Source organism: Rhizobium leguminosarum (genome assembly GCF_002953715.1).
GTDB classification, from domain to species: Bacteria; Pseudomonadota; Alphaproteobacteria; order Rhizobiales; family Rhizobiaceae; genus Rhizobium; species Rhizobium leguminosarum_V.
This window is the reverse complement of sequence record NZ_CP025012.1, coordinates 3,793,309-3,808,559: the sequence shown is the minus strand read 5'-3', so window position 1 is coordinate 3,808,559 and position 15,251 is coordinate 3,793,309. Positions and strand designations below refer to the sequence as shown.

The 15,251-nt window shown below is 61.2% G+C and carries 10 protein-coding genes, 1 tRNA gene and 1 pseudogene; 6 read left to right on the top strand and 6 right to left on the bottom strand.

Going from position 1 to position 15,251, the window contains the following annotated elements:
- Positions 1 to 299: 299 nt before the first annotated feature.
- Positions 300 to 1,116: pseudogene (locus CUJ84_RS19035) on the bottom strand (porin).
- Positions 1,117 to 1,529: 413 nt separating this feature from the next.
- On the opposite strand from CUJ84_RS19035, the gene CUJ84_RS38015 reads away from it, so the two are divergent.
- Positions 1,530 to 1,874 carry a hypothetical protein gene (locus tag CUJ84_RS38015; RefSeq protein ID WP_158686950.1) on the top strand — a complete coding sequence of 115 codons (345 nt, stop codon included), beginning with the start codon at positions 1,530 to 1,532 and terminating at the stop codon, positions 1,872 to 1,874.
- A 140-nt stretch (positions 1,875 to 2,014) separates the two neighbouring features.
- Here CUJ84_RS38015 and CUJ84_RS19030 read toward each other — a convergent pair.
- Together CUJ84_RS19030 and cpdR1 are read right to left on the bottom strand one after the other, a co-directional pair.
- A tRNA-Val gene (locus CUJ84_RS19030) sits at positions 2,015 to 2,089 on the bottom strand.
- A gap of 84 nt (positions 2,090 to 2,173) precedes the next feature.
- Entirely contained in the window at positions 2,174 to 2,536 is a 363-nt protein-coding gene (cpdR1, locus tag CUJ84_RS19025) for a response regulator CpdR1 (protein ID WP_003542883.1), read from the bottom strand.
- Positions 2,537 to 2,723: 187 nt separating this feature from the next.
- On the opposite strand from cpdR1, the gene CUJ84_RS19020 reads away from it, so the two are divergent.
- Together CUJ84_RS19020 and hisN are read left to right on the top strand one after the other, a co-directional pair.
- Positions 2,724 to 3,605, top strand: coding sequence for an N-formylglutamate amidohydrolase (locus CUJ84_RS19020; RefSeq protein ID WP_027682907.1), 882 nt, complete (start codon positions 2,724 to 2,726; stop codon positions 3,603 to 3,605).
- Positions 3,606 to 3,880: 275 nt separating this feature from the next.
- On the top strand, positions 3,881 to 4,654 hold the full coding sequence (gene hisN / locus CUJ84_RS19015; protein WP_105007353.1) for a histidinol-phosphatase: 774 nt from the start codon (positions 3,881 to 3,883) through the stop codon (positions 4,652 to 4,654).
- A 44-nt stretch (positions 4,655 to 4,698) separates the two neighbouring features.
- On the opposite strand, the gene CUJ84_RS19010 is transcribed toward hisN, so the two are convergent.
- A complete protein-coding gene (locus CUJ84_RS19010; RefSeq protein ID WP_105007352.1) occupies positions 4,699 to 5,673 on the bottom strand; it encodes an alpha/beta fold hydrolase in 975 nt (324 codons plus the stop codon).
- Positions 5,674 to 6,203: 530 nt separating this feature from the next.
- On the opposite strand from CUJ84_RS19010, the gene CUJ84_RS19005 reads away from it, so the two are divergent.
- Positions 6,204 to 6,674, top strand: a complete 471-nt coding sequence (locus CUJ84_RS19005; RefSeq protein ID WP_027682910.1) for an Hsp20 family protein — start codon at positions 6,204 to 6,206, stop codon at positions 6,672 to 6,674.
- Between the two features lie 164 nt (positions 6,675 to 6,838).
- Here CUJ84_RS19005 and CUJ84_RS19000 read toward each other — a convergent pair whose 3' ends face one another.
- Positions 6,839 to 7,888, bottom strand: a complete 1,050-nt coding sequence (locus CUJ84_RS19000; protein ID WP_105007351.1) for a bile acid:sodium symporter family protein — start codon at positions 7,886 to 7,888, stop codon at positions 6,839 to 6,841.
- 45 nt (positions 7,889 to 7,933) lie between these two features.
- On the opposite strand from CUJ84_RS19000, the gene CUJ84_RS18995 reads away from it, so the two are divergent.
- Complete coding sequence (locus CUJ84_RS18995; RefSeq protein WP_018243539.1) at positions 7,934 to 8,788, top strand: LysR substrate-binding domain-containing protein; 855 nt, start codon at positions 7,934 to 7,936, stop codon at positions 8,786 to 8,788.
- Positions 8,789 to 8,843: 55 nt separating this feature from the next.
- On the opposite strand, the gene CUJ84_RS18990 is transcribed toward CUJ84_RS18995, so the two are convergent.
- Entirely contained in the window at positions 8,844 to 9,896 is a 1,053-nt protein-coding gene (locus tag CUJ84_RS18990; protein ID WP_105007350.1) for a threonine aldolase family protein, read from the bottom strand.
- Between the two features lie 539 nt (positions 9,897 to 10,435).
- Between CUJ84_RS18990 and gltB the strand changes: the two genes are divergently transcribed.
- Positions 10,436 to 15,160, top strand: coding sequence for a glutamate synthase large subunit (gene gltB / locus CUJ84_RS18985; RefSeq protein ID WP_199788731.1), 4,725 nt, complete (start codon positions 10,436 to 10,438; stop codon positions 15,158 to 15,160).
- The last annotated feature ends 91 nt before the right edge of the window (positions 15,161 to 15,251 follow it).

Sequence of the window (15,251 nt, the reverse complement as noted above, 5' to 3'; positions counted from 1 at the left end):
GCAGATGAGTAAAAAGTTGGTTGAGCTTGCTGGTTACAAGATCCAGCAATGACATAAGTTGCCGGACATCGGCAACGAACCGATGTGAGACGACAGGGGCAAGGCGCTTATCGAGCGTGCCGTGTTGGACGCATGTCTGGTCAAGGGGAATGGGCCTAGGCAGGGAAATCCAGGCCCATTCTTTCCCGATCGGAGGTCAGTCAGATCAGGAATTTGTAGATGCAGGATAATTTAGAACAGGATTCAGATTTTAGGCCGACCCGGCCTAAAATCATCCTGTTCCAGCCGGCAGCCTTTTATCAGAACGCGCGCTGCAGGCGGAAGAAGCCCGAGGTGACGTCGTCAGCATCTTCCGGATCGAGGTACTGAACCGAAATCTTCGTGGAGAGGTTCTCGACGATCTGGTAGTCGATCGTCACGCCGGCCTTCCAGGCATCGCCGTCGTTGAACTCGCCAGCAGTGACGCCGTAGTCGCTGTAGTACTGGACAGCCGGGGTAATCTTCAGCTTGTCCGTCGCCTTGATGGCGTATTCAGCAGCGATCGCCCATTCAGCCTTGTTGTAATAGGCGTTCGGGTTGGTCGCGTAGACAACTGCGAGGCCGAGCGTGCCCGGACCGACAGCAACCGTACCCATAGCGCGGACGGCGCCTTCTTCGTTGTCGGTGTCGTAACCGGCAGTGATCTGGTAGCTGAATGCACCAGCCTTGCCGCCGAGACCGACTGCAACGCCGAAGTTGTTGGCGGTTTCGCCATCATAGAACGGGCTGTCTTCCAGCTCGTCAACGCTGATGCCAGCGTAGAAGGCGTCGGTTTCGTACTGATAACGGATAGAGTTGTGCAGCGTTACCGTCCGAGTCGTTGGCGACAGAACCACCGCCGCCGGCGCCGATCGAGCTGGCGTGCGGAGCAACGTCAACCTGGAAACGGACGTAGCCGTTGATCTTGAGGCAGGTTTCGGTGCCCGGGATGTAGAAGTAGCCGGTGCCGTAGGCGTCGCAGACGCGAACGTATTCAACCGGTTCCGGCTCGGCAGCAACGATAGCGTCAGCAGCCTGAGCGCCGGATACTGCTGCAAGTGCAGCAGCGGAGCCGAGAAGAAGGCTCTTGATGTTCATGGAATAACCTCCAGTTCAGATGCAAGAGGATGAAGACCGTCTGCGCTCGGCAGTCCCTACGTGTCTTCATCCCGTGTGACCGAAGCGGCACCTTTTTGGCTCGGTGCCTGCCTCGCCGCGGAAGTTACATAGGGTATGTTGCGCTGCAACGACATTGTCGATCGTGACAGCGAGAGGGCATTACTATGTTGCTGAAATCACACGCATTTTGTCATAAACTCGTCATCTGTCCGTCACAAAGCCGCGCTTCTGCATGCCTGAGCAACGAGGGGCTGAACTTCAGCAGCGGTATGCAATTGATGATCGCGTGAGCACGTCTTCATATGCGGATACGCCATCACTGCGATCTGCACGAATCGGACAAAAGCTCGACAACCAGCATGTTTTGCCAGGACATACCCCAGGACATACCGATGTCGGGCCACAGCTTCTCACTGGCAGTGATCGGTGACTGGCGAATGTTGCCTCGACGGGAAGCGACGAAGATCTGCCACGCGCTTTGGGGGAGAACGGTCGTCTCGCTAGGGATTTTTGAAATCGTCCCAGAGGATCGCTACCCCAGCCGCGAGGATCGTGATCGTAATCAGCCAAAGCTTGATGTTGACGGGTTCGACGACATGAAACTGCATATAACCGAAGCCGAGGAGGTCAGCCCCACCCAGGGCGACGCCGAGGATTATGGATATCGCTTTCCGTGTCCGCGTTCTTGCGTCACGTCACCCTATTTCCCACGTGCGGGGCCATCCCACAGCCATTGAAACCCCGGCCCGGATCATGGTTGCGGACCAATCACGTGCAAGCCCTCGCTCCCAAAGTGCTGGATCTGGAGCGCGTGCCAGGCCCAGGAAACAGAAAATCCCCAAGGCGGGGATTTGTCAACGATGTCAGGGGGATCGGATGGTGGGCGTGACAGGGATTGAACCTGTGACCCCTACGATGTCAACGTAGTGCTCTCCCGCTGAGCTACACGCCCATCCGATGGCGGCGCATAGATCACAAAACCTTCGGAGCCGTCAATAGGCTTTTTTCAGTTTTGTGACGCGCCGTCCTGCAAGCCTTACGCGGCAAGCATCTTGTTGACCTCGTCGACGAGATCGCGCAGGTGAAAAGGCTTGGAAAGGACCTTGGCATCCTTCGGCGCCTTCGAATCAGGGTTCAGCGCCACGGCGGCAAAACCGGTGATGAACATCACCTTCAGGTCGGGGTCGAGCTCGGTGGCGCGTCGCGCCAGCTCGATGCCGTCCATCTCGGGCATGACGATATCGGTCAGCAGCAGGGAAAACGGCTCCTCGCGCAGCCGGTCATAGGCGCTGGCGCCATTGTCATAGGAAAGGACCTTGTAGCCGGCCTTTTCGAGCGCTTTCACCAGGAAGCGGCGCATGTCGTTGTCGTCTTCGGCGAGAAGTATCTTCTGAGTCATCAATCCAGACCGCGATCCATAGGTTTTTGGTGGGCTGCCAGCCGTTTACACTAGTCTTTACCCGGTAAACAACCGGTGAATTGCCTGTGCGTGACCGCCGTCCCTTCTACATAGTATGGACTTGCGGCCGGGCAACTGGCAACATGGGCCAAGCAGTCAGTTCATGACATGGTAAAGAGGGCCGAAAGTGCCGGAAATACGCGAATACGAGCTTTTTGAGGTCCATGAGCCCGTGTCGCAGACCATTCCCTTCGTCTACAACTCCCCCCATAGCGGCCGCATTTATCCACCGGAATTTATCGCCCAGTCCAGGCTGGAAGGCATCGCCATCCGCCGTTCCGAGGATCACTATGTCGACGAGCTCTTCGGCTCGGCCGTCGCACTCGGCGCGCCGTTGCTGGCGGCCAACTTCCCGCGCGCCTATCTCGACGTCAATCGCGAGCCTTACGAGCTCGATCCGCGGATGTTCGACGGGTTGCTGCCGCCCTATGCCAATGTCAATTCGCTGCGGGTCGCCGGCGGGCTCGGCACCATTCCGCGCATCGTCGCCGAGAACATGGAGATCTATGCGCGGCGCCTGCCGGTGCAGGAGGGGCTCGACCGCGTCGAAGCGGTTTACAAGCCTTATCATGCGGCGCTTCGCCGGCTGATCGCGCGAACGCATGTGCAGTTCGGCTTCGGCGTGCTGATCGACTGCCACTCGATGCCCGGCAATGTGCGCGTTGCCGGCAGCACTGCGCGACCTGATTTCATCATTGGTGATCGTTACGGCACCAGCGCTTCGGCCGAGCTTTCGCGCGCGGCCATCGCCATCCTCGAGGAAATGGGTTTTGCGGCGATCCGCAACAAGCCCTATGCCGGCGGCTTCATCACCGAACATTACGGCCGCCCCTCGCGCGGCCTGCACGCGCTGCAGATCGAGGTGAACCGGGCGATCTATGTCGACGAGCTGACGCTGGAGAAGCGCGAGGATTTCGCTGCAGTGGCTGATGCCGTCACGGACTTCATGCGGCAGATGGCGGAATACGTCGAGAAATTTGCCGGCGAGCGGGCGCTGGCCGCCGAATAGATCTCTTTTCGATGTCGCTGACGTCTGGCCTTCGTCATCCCGGCCAAAAAAAACCGCGCTTGTGAGCGCGGCTAAGTCTAGGGAGGAAACACCCAAGGAGGGTATTTACAGTCAGAAGACTGTATGAAGACGCTACTATTGCATTGCACAAATGTCAAGCAATATATTGCGCTGCGATATCTTTGGGCAGTTAGAGCCAAATTGCCTGCTGCGTTTGCATTCCCGTTGCTTTTCGCTATGAAAAGCGCCATTCCCGCCAGCCAAACGGATCCATCATGTTGCCTGACCGTTCGTTCTTCAACCGCCTGGCGGAGGCCGCCCGAGCCGAGACGCTTCCGCGCTTCCGCTCCGGCCTCGATGTCACGAACAAGCTTTCCTCCGGTTTCGACCCGGTGACGGAGGGCGACCGGGCGGCCGAACTCGCCATCCGGGCGCTGATCGAGGAGAATTTCCCCGGCCACGGCATTCTCGGCGAGGAGCATGGTAATGTCGGGCTCGATCGCGAATATGTCTGGGTGATCGATCCGATCGACGGCACGCGCGCCTTCATCTCAGGTGTGCCGGTGTGGGGAACGCTGATCGGCCTGCAGAAAGATGGCAGGGCGATCATGGGCATGATCGAACAACCCTTTACCGGCGAGCGTTATTTCGCGGACCAGAACGGCTCGATCTATACCGGGCCGGAGGGCGAGCGGCGCCTGGCGACGCGTCAGTGTGATGCGCTTTCGAACGCCATCCTGTTCACCACCTCGCCGCATCTCTTTGCCGGCGAGGAGATGGAGAAATACCGCGAGATCGAGAGCCAGGTACGGCTCTTCCGCTACGGCTGCGACTGCTATGCCTATGCGCTGCTTGCCGCCGGCCATATCGATCTCGTTATCGAAAACAGTCTGAAACCCTATGACGTCGGCGGCATCATTCCCGTCATCGAGAGGGCGGGCGGCATCATCACCACCTGGGACGGCGGACGGCCGGAAAACGGCGGCTCGATCATCGCCGCCGGCAGCCGGGCGGTCTACGAACAGGCGATCGCCGTCCTGCAGCGCTGATCCCGATCGGCCGTGCTGATTCCGCGGTCAGCAGCACTGGCCGGTCACGTGCCGAGGGCGGCGACGTCCTGGTTTTCTTCGGCATCGCTGCCGGGAATGAAGGCGTGGAAAGCGGCAAGGGCGGCGGCGCGGTAGATATCCCGTTCCTGGAAGATCTCGTGACGGGCGCCGTTGATCGGCACCAACTGACCGGCGCGGAAATAACGCGAAAGCCGCTCCTGCGCCGTGTAGGGCACGACACCGTCACGCGTCGGGGCGATGACGATGGTCGGGATGGTGATCGAGAAGAGATGGTAGGGCGAGGTGACCCGGTCCATCGTGCGAAAGGCCTCGATCAGCCAGCGGGCCGTCGGCGGCCCGAGCGTCAGTTCCGGATGAGCCTTCATCATCGCGACATTGCGCTCGAAACGGTGTTCGTCCGAGGTCAGCGGATTATTGCTGAAGTTCGGCTCTTTCAGTTTCGAGGTCAGCGGCAGAAAGCCGAGGCCAACAGCAGTCAGCGTGCCGGCAAGAGCGCGGATGACGCGAGGCGACGCCGACTGGCCAGTCAGGCCGATGAAGGGCGCCGACAGCACCATGCGATCGATACGGGTGGTGAGATAGGGCGCGGCCGACAGCGCAATCAGGCCGCCTGTGGAATGCGCGAGCAGATAGAAGGGCAGGCGGGTATCCGGCAGCACCACCTTTTCGAGGAAGGTGTCGAGGTCACGCTCGTAATCGACGAAGCGGCGAATGTGGCCGTGGTTGCGGCTCTTCAGGAGCCGCGGCGAGCCGCCCTGGCCGCGCATATCGAAGGTCGCGACCCAGAGGCCTTTGGCCGTCAGGTCGCGGATCGTCTCGAAATATTTCTCGATATATTCGTTGCGGCCATGCAGGATGACGACCGTGCCTCGGGCAACCTGAGCGCTCGAGCGGAAGACGGCGTAACGCAGCTGGTGACCGTCATGGGTTTCAAAGAACCCCTCCGTGCGGTTTTCCGGGGTGGGATTGTCGGGCGTCGAATAGAGAACCTGATCCATGACTTTGCCAATGCGGGCCGCTGCTGACTGCTTCGCCTTTAGGGATAGCGCACGGCATCGGGATTGGAAAGCGGTGGCGCCCGCAAGGCACACTGCATAATTCCCTAAATCGGGATCGAATTAAGGATAAAATTATGCAGCATTTCAAAGTGTTACAGCGTCCTTTGCGCGTCTTTTCAGACGCGCGGCGCTGTAGCGCAGGAAAAGGGCCGGCAGGAGCATGAGGGTGCTCGCGGCCGGCCGAAGTTGAGGCTGAAGAAGAAGGGACGATGCACTTCAGCCATCGGGACCAGATTCACCCGACGCTGAAATTCCTAGGCGAATGCGCCTGAACGCGTTCCGAACCGGTCGTTCATGCGGGGTTCACGGGCCGATCAAGGCGATTCCGGAAAGGTCTTGAACTCCTCGAAGCCCATCACCATCTCCTTTCTGCGGGTGCCGAACAGGGCCTGCGCAACCGTCCCAAGGCCGCCAAAGATGGGGTCTCAGGGGCATTTTATCGCAACACGTCGCTTCCACAGGAGGACATCATGCGTCACGTAGACTTCTCTCCCCTTTATCGTTCGACCGTCGGCTTCGACCGGCTCTTCACCATGCTCGACAGCCTTGCCCAGCCGGAGCAGGCGCAGACCTATCCGCCCTACAATATCGAGCGCACCGGTGAAAACACCTATCGCATCACCATGGCGGTTGCCGGTTTCGACGAGACCGAACTTTCGATCGAAGCCCATGCCCTTGTGCTGTCCGTGAAGGGTGAAAAGAACGAGGAACCTGCCGAAAGCGGCGAATTCCTCTACCGCGGCATTGCCAAGCGCGCCTTCGAGCGCCGCTTCCAGCTTGCCGACCATGTCGAGGTGACTGCCGCTTCGCTGAAGAACGGCCTGCTGCACATCGACCTTCTGCGCAATATTCCCGAGGCCATGAAGCCCCGCAAGATTACGATTGCTGCAGAACCGGTCGAGGCTCCGAAGGCCATCGAAGCGCAGATCATCAACGGCTAATCAGATCCTTATCGGATAAAATGAACGGCGCTCCTATGGGGCGCCGTTTTTTATTTCGGCTTAAAGCGCGCCGCGATCTTTCAGATTCGCTCCTCGCGCTTTAGCTCTTTATATTTACGCATGTCGTTGTCGCAAAACCGCTGCACACATTTGCGCGACATGCTTCATGCCGGGCTGGTTGCCTCGTCGATTTCCTTGTCCGTTGCGCGGCGGGCCGCGGCGGCGGCGTATTTCTGGGCGATGACGGCGCAGACCATCAGCTGGATCTGGTGGAACAGCATCAGCGGCAGCACGATCGCGCCGATCGACTGGCCGGCGAAGATGACGTTCGCCATCGGCACGCCGCTTGCGAGGCTCTTCTTCGAGCCGCAGAAGGTGATGGTGATCTCGTCGGCCTTGTTGAAGCCCAGCCAGCGGCTGCCGAACATCGTCAGCACCAGGACAATCGCCAGCAGAACCATATCGGCGACGATGACGACGCCGATATCGGCAATCGAGAAAGTGTGCCACAGGCCTTCGACGACCGCCGTGCTGAAGGCGAGATAGACGACCATCAGGATCGAGCCGCGGTCGACAGGCATCAGGATCTTCTTCTTGGCGCGGATCCAGTCGCCGATCCAGGGCTGCAGGATCTGGCCGACGATGAAGGGGGCAAGCAGCTGCAGCAGGATCTGCTCCAAAGCGTCGAAGGAGAAGCCGCCATGGCCGCCGACGGAAAACAGCAGGCCGACGAGCAGTGGTGTCAGGAACATGCCGAAGATGTTGGATGCCGAGGCCGAGCAGATGGCGGCCGGTACGTTGCCGCCCGCCATCGAGGTGAAGGCGATCGATGATTGCACCGTCGACGGCAGCACGCAGAGGAAGAGGATGCCGAGATAAAGCGGCTGCGGCAGGATCGTGTCGGGGATCAGTCCGAGCGCCATGCCGAGCAGCGGAAAGATGCCGAAGGTCGTCAGCAGGATGACGAGATGCAGGCGCCAGTGCAGCAGGCCTGATATGACGACGTCGCGCGACAGGCGGGCGCCATGCAGGAAGAACAGCAGCGCGATGGCAAGGTCGGTGGCGATGCCGAAATAATCCGCGAATGTGCCGCGCGCCGGCAGCAGCGAAGCGAGGATGACGGTGCAGACGAGCAGGATTGTGAATGTATCGGGCAGAAAGCGGCGCATGGCGATCTCGCGGCGTGATAAAACAGTCATTGTTCTGTCGCCCATTATGATCCAGGATGCAAGGAATAACAGTTATCGAGATACTGGATCATGCTGGACCTTTCGCAATTGCGCAGTTTCGTCGCCGTCGAGCAGATGGGCAGTTTCACGCTCGCCGCAGAAAGGCTGGGCCTCGGGCAGTCGACGGTCAGTCAGCACATCCAGCGGCTGGAGACGGCGCTCGGGCGCAGGCTGCTGGCGCGCGACACGCATAAGGTGATGTTGACCGGCGATGGCGAGGCACTGCTGTCGCATGCGCGGGCCATGCTTTCGATCGAGGGGCAGGTGCAGTCGCTGTTTAAGAGCAACAGCCTGCGCGGCAGTCTGCGGCTCGGCGTATCGGAGGATTTCGTCACCAGCCAGCTGCCGGCGGTGCTGGAGGATTTCGTGCGTTCGCATCCATCGGTCGACCTGGAGCTGACGGTTGCGCTTTCCGGTGTCCTTTACGAGATGCAGGACAATGGCGAGATCGATCTGGTGCTCGCCAAGCGCCGGCTCGGCGATGCGCGCGGAAAACTCGTTTATCGCGAGCCTCTCGTCTGGCTGGCGCGCGATCCTGAGCGTGTACTCGCCTCAGGCCCTCTGCCGCTGATCGCCTTTCCGCCGCCGAGCGTCACACGGGTGATCGCGCTCGAAGCGCTCGGGCGAAACGGGGTGCCGTGGCGGATCGTCTGCACCTGCGGCAGCCTGAGCGGGTTGACGGCAGCGGCGCGAGCCGGGATGGGCGTGCTGGTGCAGCCGCGCAGCATGGCGCCGTCCGGCCTGAAGGAGATCGCTGCGGGAAAACTTCCGGTGCTGGAGGACGTGGAATTCGTGCTGGTGCCGCGCAAGGGCGCGGACCAGGCACTGGTTTCAGCACTGTCGGAGGATATTCTGCAAAAGGTGAGGGGACTGAGGTCGGCGTGAATCCCTGCCCGTCACCGAAAGGCCTGCCGGCCCGGCAGGCCTTTCGGGCAGGCGATCAGGCGGCCAAGCACTTCAAGAAGCCATCGACATCCGCTTCGGTGGTCGCGAAGCTGGTGACGAGGCGGATCAGGGTTTCGCTTTCGGAAACGAGTTCGGGCGTTGCCGCCGGGACCGGCCATTCGTAAAATTTCGCGCCCTTTTCCTCCGCAATTTTTGCGGCACTTTTGCTGACGACGGCAAAGACTTCGTTGGATGCGGTCGGCCAGGCGAGGCGGGCGGAGTTGCTCGTGCCGATACCGGCGCGCAGCCGGTCGGCCATGCCGTTCGAATGGCGGGCGAGATCGAGCCAGAGGCCGTCTTCGAAATAGGCATCGAACTGAGCGGCGATGAAACGCGACTTGGAGAAGAGCTGGGCGGCGCGCTTGCGGATGAACGGCATTTCCCGGGCTTGATCCGGATTGAAGAAGACGATCGCTTCGGCACACCAGCAGCCGTTCTTGGTGCCGCCGAAGGACAGCATGTCGACGCCGCGCTTCCAGGTCATTTCGGCCGGGGTGGCGCCGAGGGCGACCAGGGCGTTGGCGAAGCGGGCACCATCCATGTGGAGCGGCAGATTGCGCTTCCTTGATATGGCGGCGATCTCGCCGATCTCCGGCAGAGAATAGACGGTGCCGATCTCGGTCGCCTGGGTGATGGTCACGGCGCTGGCGCGGCCGTGATGGACGGCGTCCTCGGGAAAGCTTGCGATCTTCGCCAAAAGCTTCGCCGGGTCGATCTTGCCGGCTTCGCCGTCAACGGCAACGAGACGGGCGGCGCCGGAGAAAAATTCCGGCGCACCGCATTCGTCCTCGATCACATGGGCCTCCGAATGGCAGAAGGTGATGCCGCCGGGGCGCTGGACGCTTGCCAGCGACAGCGAGTTCGCCGCCGTGCCGGTGGCGACGAAGAAGATCGAAACCTCACGCTCGAAGATCTCGGAAAAACGGGCTTCGACCTTTCTGTCGAGATCGCCGGCGCCATAGGCGGCGGCAAAGCCGGTCGATTCCGTCAGCAGACGTTCGGCAATGGATTTGTGGGCGCCGGCCCAGTTATCGGAAGCAAAGAACATGTGGGGAAACCGTGGGAAAGGAAGGGGTTGGCAAAGTCCGCAGCGGACATTACGCCAAAGCTTCACAGGATCAAGGTTGTCGCCCGCGACACATCACGGAAATTGAACTACGCAATCAATAAACAAAATAATACGACATAACGTAATTTTCTTTCGTCATCGCCGCTACCCAGGCAATCTTCCGTCGCAAATTGACGTTTTTTGACGGAGCGCTCTTGCAGAGCCGAATGCTTTCTGGCATAGAACTGATGAATTAGGACAGTGTTGCTGTCCTATTTTGGCCTTTATGACCGAAGAGGCGCCGAAAGCCCTGGAACAGAACGGCTTTCACGCTATAGTTCTTCCGAGCGCCAAGCCTCAAGGGCGGCGCGCGGAGGCGAATGGCAGGCGCGGAACGCGACGGTTTGCTTTCCTTCAAAGCAGATGTCTGCGGCCGATCTTCACAATGCAACAGCGCTATCATGCGCCGAACCTATCTTCGGGTTGCGGCGCGAGACGAAAAGCCGCCCGCGGCCCCGCGGGTTTCGACAGGAGGAAAGATGATGACGAAGACGCCATCCATGGAAGTTGACCGGTTTGCTGCTGCTAATCTGCGCGCGACGGCCAATATGTCCAAATCCGCCTCCGGCCTGCCGAAGAAACAGGGCCTCTACGATCCGCGCAACGAACATGATGCCTGCGGCGTCGGCTTCGTCGCCCATATGAAGGGCCAGAAGTCGCACCAGATCGTCAAGGATGGCCTGTTCATCCTCGAGAACCTGACGCATCGCGGCGCCGTCGGCGCCGATCCGCTAATGGGTGACGGCGCCGGCATCCTGGTGCAGATCCCCGACCGTTTCTTCCGCGAGGAGATGGCCGAGCAGGGCATCACCCTGCCGCCGGTCGGCGAATATGGCGTCGGCCATATCTTCATGCCGCGCGATGAAAAGCAGATCGAGCACTTCAAGAAGGTGATCAAGGACGTCATCACCGAGGAAGGCCAGGTCTTCATCGGCTTCCGCGACGTGCCGGTCGACAATTCCTCGCTCTCCAAGGCGCCGGCCATTGCCGCAACCGAGCCGCATCATGTGCAGGTCTTCATCGGCGCCGGCGAGGATGCCGAAAACAACGACGAGTTCGAGCGCCGGCTGTTCACGCTGCGCAAGGTGATCTCCAACCGTATCTATGACGAGTTCGACGGCGAGGAGAGCAATTTCTACCCGGTGTCGCTGTCGTCGGCGACGGTGGTCTACAAGGGCATGTTCCTGGCCTATCAGGTCGGCGTCTATTACAAGGACCTGTCGGACCCGCGTTTCGAAAGCGCGGTCGCCCTGGTGCATCAGCGCTTCTCGACCAACACCTTCCCGTCGTGGAAGCTCGCACATCCCTACCGCATGGTTGCCCATAACGGCGAGATCAACACGCTGCGCGGCAACGTCAACTGGATGGCGGCGCGCCAGGCGTCGGTCTCCTCGCCGCTGTTCGGCGAGGACATCTCCAAGCTCTGGCCGATCTCCTACGAGGGGCAGTCGGACACCGCCTGCTTCGACAATGCGCTCGAATTCCTGGTTCGCGGCGGTTATTCGATGGCGCATGCGGTAATGATGCTGATCCCGGAAGCCTGGGCCGGCAACCAGTCGATGGCCGCCGAACGCAAGGCTTTCTACGAATATCATGCGGCGCTGATGGAGCCGTGGGACGGGCCGGCCGCGGTCGCCTTCACCGACGGCAAGCAGATCGGCGCGACGCTCGACCGCAACGGCCTGCGGCCGGCGCGCTACCTCGTCACCGATGACGACCGCGTCATCATGGCGTCCGAAGCCGGCGTGCTGCCGGTTCCGGAGGAGAAGATCATCCAGAAGTGGCGCCTGCAGCCGGGCAAGATGCTGCTGATCGACATGGAAGAAGGCCGCATCATCTCCGACGACGAGGTGAAGTCGCAGCTTGCGACGGCGCATCCCTATCGCAGCTGGCTCAACCGCACGCAGCTCATCCTCGAAGACCTGAAGCCGGTGGAGCCGCGGGCGCTGCGCCGCGACGTGTCGCTACTCGACCGCCAGCAGGCCTTCGGCTATACGCTCGAGGATACCCGCATCCTGATGTCGCCGATGGCGACGACGGGCCAGGAGGCGATCGGTTCGATGGGCACGGATACGCCGATCTCGGCCATGTCGGAAAAGTCGAAGCTGCTCTACACCTATTTCAAGCAGAACTTCGCGCAGGTCACCAACCCGCCGATCGACCCGATCCGCGAGGAACTGGTGATGAGCCTCGTCTCCTTCATCGGGCCGCGGCCGAACATTCTCGACCACGAGGGCGCGGCGAACGCCAAGCGGCTCGAAGTGCGCCAGCCGATCCTGACCAATGGCGATCTCGAAAAGATCCGCTCGATCGGCCATACGGAAGACCGTTTCGACACCAAGACGCTCGATTTCACCTATGATATCGAGCGTGGCGCCGAAGGCATGCCCGAGATGCTCGACCGGCTCTGCGAGCGTGCGGAAGCGGCGGTCAAGGGCGGCTACAACATCATCGTGCTCTCCGACCGCCAGATCGGGCCTGATCGAATCGCCATTCCGGCGCTGCTGGCAACGGCTGCCGTGCACCATCACCTGATCCGCAAGGGGCTGCGCACCTCGGTCGGCCTCGTCGTCGAGACCGGCGAACCGCGCGAAGTCCACCATTTCTGCCTGCTCGCCGGCTATGGTGCCGAGGCGATCAACCCGTATCTCGCCTTCGACACGCTGCTCGACATGCATGCCAAGGGCGAATTCCCGAAGGAAGTGGATGCCACCGAAATCGTCTACCGCTACATCAAGGCGGTCGGCAAAGGCATCCTCAAGGTCATGTCGAAGATGGGCATCTCGACCTATCAGTCCTATTGCGGCGCGCAGATCTTCGATGCGATCGGCCTGCAGTCGGAGTTCATCGACAAGTATTTCTTCGGAACCGCGACGATGATCGAAGGCGTTGGCCTCGAGGCAATCGCCGCTGAGACCGTCGCCCGCCACACCGCGGCCTTCGGCGCGGACCCGATCCTGGCGACGACGCTCGATATCGGCGGCGAATATGCCTATCGCATGCGTGGCGAGAGCCATGCCTGGACGCCGGATGCGGTTGCCGCCCTTCAGCATGCCGTGCGCGGCAATGCCGAGGATCGCTACCGCGAATTCGCCGATATGGTCAACAATTCGGCGCTGCGCATGAACACGATCCGCGGGCTCTTCAAGATGAAGAGCGCCGAGGCGCTCGGCCGCAAGCCGATATCGATCGACGAGGTCGAGCCGGCGGCCGATATCGTCAGGCGTTTCTCGACGGGGGCGATGTCCTTCGGCTCGATCTCCAGGGAGGCGCATACGACGCTGGCGATCGCCATGAACCGGATCGGCGGCAAGTCGAACACCGGCGAGGGCGGCGAGGAATCCGACCGCTACATGCCGCTGGCCGATGGTTCGATGAACCCGGAACGTTCGGCGATCAAGCAGATCGCGTCGGGCCGCTTCGGGGTGACCACCGAATATCTCGTCAATGCCGACGTGCTGCAGATCAAGGTGGCGCAAGGCGCCAAGCCTGGCGAAGGCGGCCAGCTGCCGGGTCACAAGGTTGACGCGACGGTTGCCAAGACCCGCCATTCGACGCCGGGTGTCGGCCTGATTTCGCCGCCGCCGCATCACGACATCTATTCCATCGAAGATCTGGCGCAGCTGATCTACGATCTGAAGAACGTCAACCCGACCGCCGATGTTTCGGTCAAGCTCGTCTCTGAAGTCGGCGTCGGCACGGTTGCCGCCGGTGTCGCCAAGGCACGCGCCGACCACATCACGGTCGCCGGCTTCGACGGCGGCACGGGTGCGTCGCCGCTGACGTCGCTCAAACATGCCGGCAGCCCTTGGGAAATCGGCCTTGCCGAGACCCAGCAGACGCTGGTGCTGAACGGGCTGCGCTCGCGCGTCGCCCTGCAGGTGGACGGCGGGCTGAAGACCGGCCGCGACGTCATTATCGGGGCGCTGCTTGGAGCCGACGAGTTCGGCTTTGCCACCGCGCCGCTGATTGCCGCCGGCTGCATCATGATGCGCAAGTGCCATCTCAACACCTGTCCGGTGGGCGTGGCGACCCAGGATCCGGTGCTGCGCAAGCGCTTCAAGGGCGCGCCGGAGCACGTCATCAACTATTTCTTCTTCGTCGCCAACGAAGTGCGCGAAATCCTCGCCTCACTCGGGTTCACCCGGCTTGACGAGATCATCGGCGCCTCGGAGCTTCTGGAGAAGGACGAGATGCTGAACCACTGGAAGGCGAAGGGCCTCGATTTCAGCCGTATCTTCCACAAGGTCGACGCTCCCAAGGAAGAGACCTTCTGGACGAGCCGACAGAAGCACCCGATCGACGACATTCTCGACCGCGTGCTGATCGAGCAGGCGCAGCCGGCACTGACGGCCAAGACGCCCGTCGCCTTCGAGGTTGGCATCAAGAACGTCGACCGTTCGGCAGGCGCGATGCTTTCCGGCGAGGTCGCCAAGCGCTTCCGCCATCGCGGGCTGAAGGAAGACACGATCAATGTGACGCTTCGCGGCACGGCGGGGCAGAGCTTCGGCGCCTTCCTGGCGCGCGGCGTCACCTTCAATCTGATCGGCGACGGCAACGACTATGTCGGCAAGGGCCTTTCGGGCGGCAAGATCATCATCCGGCCGCCGGAGAATTCGAGGATCGTGGCCGAGGACTCGATCATCGTCGGCAACACCGTGCTTTATGGTGCGACCGAGGGCGAATGCTATTTCCGCGGTGTGGCGGGCGAACGTTTCGCCGTGCGCAATTCGGGCGCGATCGCCATCGTCGAGGGTGTCGGCGACCATGGCTGCGAATACATGACCGGTGGCGTCGTCGTCGTGCTCGGCGCCACGGGCCGCAACTTTGCGGCCGGCATGTCCGGCGGTGTCGCCTACGTGCTCGATGAGACCGGCGATTTCGCCAGCCGCTGCAACATGGCGATGGTCGAGCTCGAGCCGGTGCCCGAGGAGGACGACATGCTGGAGAAGCTGCATCATCACGGTGGTGACCTCATGCACAAGGGACGCGTCGACGTCTCTGGCGACATGACGCGCCATGACGAGGAGCGCCTCTACCAGCTGATCTCCAACCATCTGCACTATACGGGCTCGGCCCGCGCCACTGAGATTCTCGACAACTGGGCCGACTACCGTCCGAAGTTCCGCAAGGTCATGCCGGTCGAATACCGTCGGGCGCTCGAGGAAATGGAGCGCAGCCGGATGGGCATCGCCGCGGAATGAATTGCACCGGGACATCCGTCACCTGCTGACTGCCGGTGACGGATGACGAAAATATCTCAATGACCCGTGACGATCACGCCGACGGCCAAGG

Bases quoted from the DNA above. Each gene is read 5' to 3' on its own strand.
- CUJ84_RS38015 (WP_158686950.1), top strand. From the start codon at position 1,530: ATGTCGGGCCACAGCTTCTCACTGGCAGTGATCGGTGACTGGCGAATG.
- cpdR1 (WP_003542883.1), bottom strand. From the start codon at position 2,536: ATGACTCAGAAGATACTTCTCGCCGAAGACGACAACGACATGCGCCGC.
- hisN (WP_105007353.1), top strand. From the start codon at position 3,881: ATGTTGCCTGACCGTTCGTTCTTCAACCGCCTGGCGGAGGCCGCCCGA.
- CUJ84_RS19010 (WP_105007352.1), bottom strand. From the start codon at position 5,673: ATGGATCAGGTTCTCTATTCGACGCCCGACAATCCCACCCCGGAAAAC.
- CUJ84_RS19005 (WP_027682910.1), top strand. From the start codon at position 6,204: ATGCGTCACGTAGACTTCTCTCCCCTTTATCGTTCGACCGTCGGCTTC.
- CUJ84_RS19000 (WP_105007351.1), bottom strand. From the start codon at position 7,888: ATGGGCGACAGAACAATGACTGTTTTATCACGCCGCGAGATCGCCATG.
- CUJ84_RS18995 (WP_018243539.1), top strand. From the start codon at position 7,934: ATGCTGGACCTTTCGCAATTGCGCAGTTTCGTCGCCGTCGAGCAGATG.
- CUJ84_RS18990 (WP_105007350.1), bottom strand. From the start codon at position 9,896: ATGTTCTTTGCTTCCGATAACTGGGCCGGCGCCCACAAATCCATTGCC.
- gltB (WP_199788731.1), top strand. From the start codon at position 10,436: ATGATGACGAAGACGCCATCCATGGAAGTTGACCGGTTTGCTGCTGCT.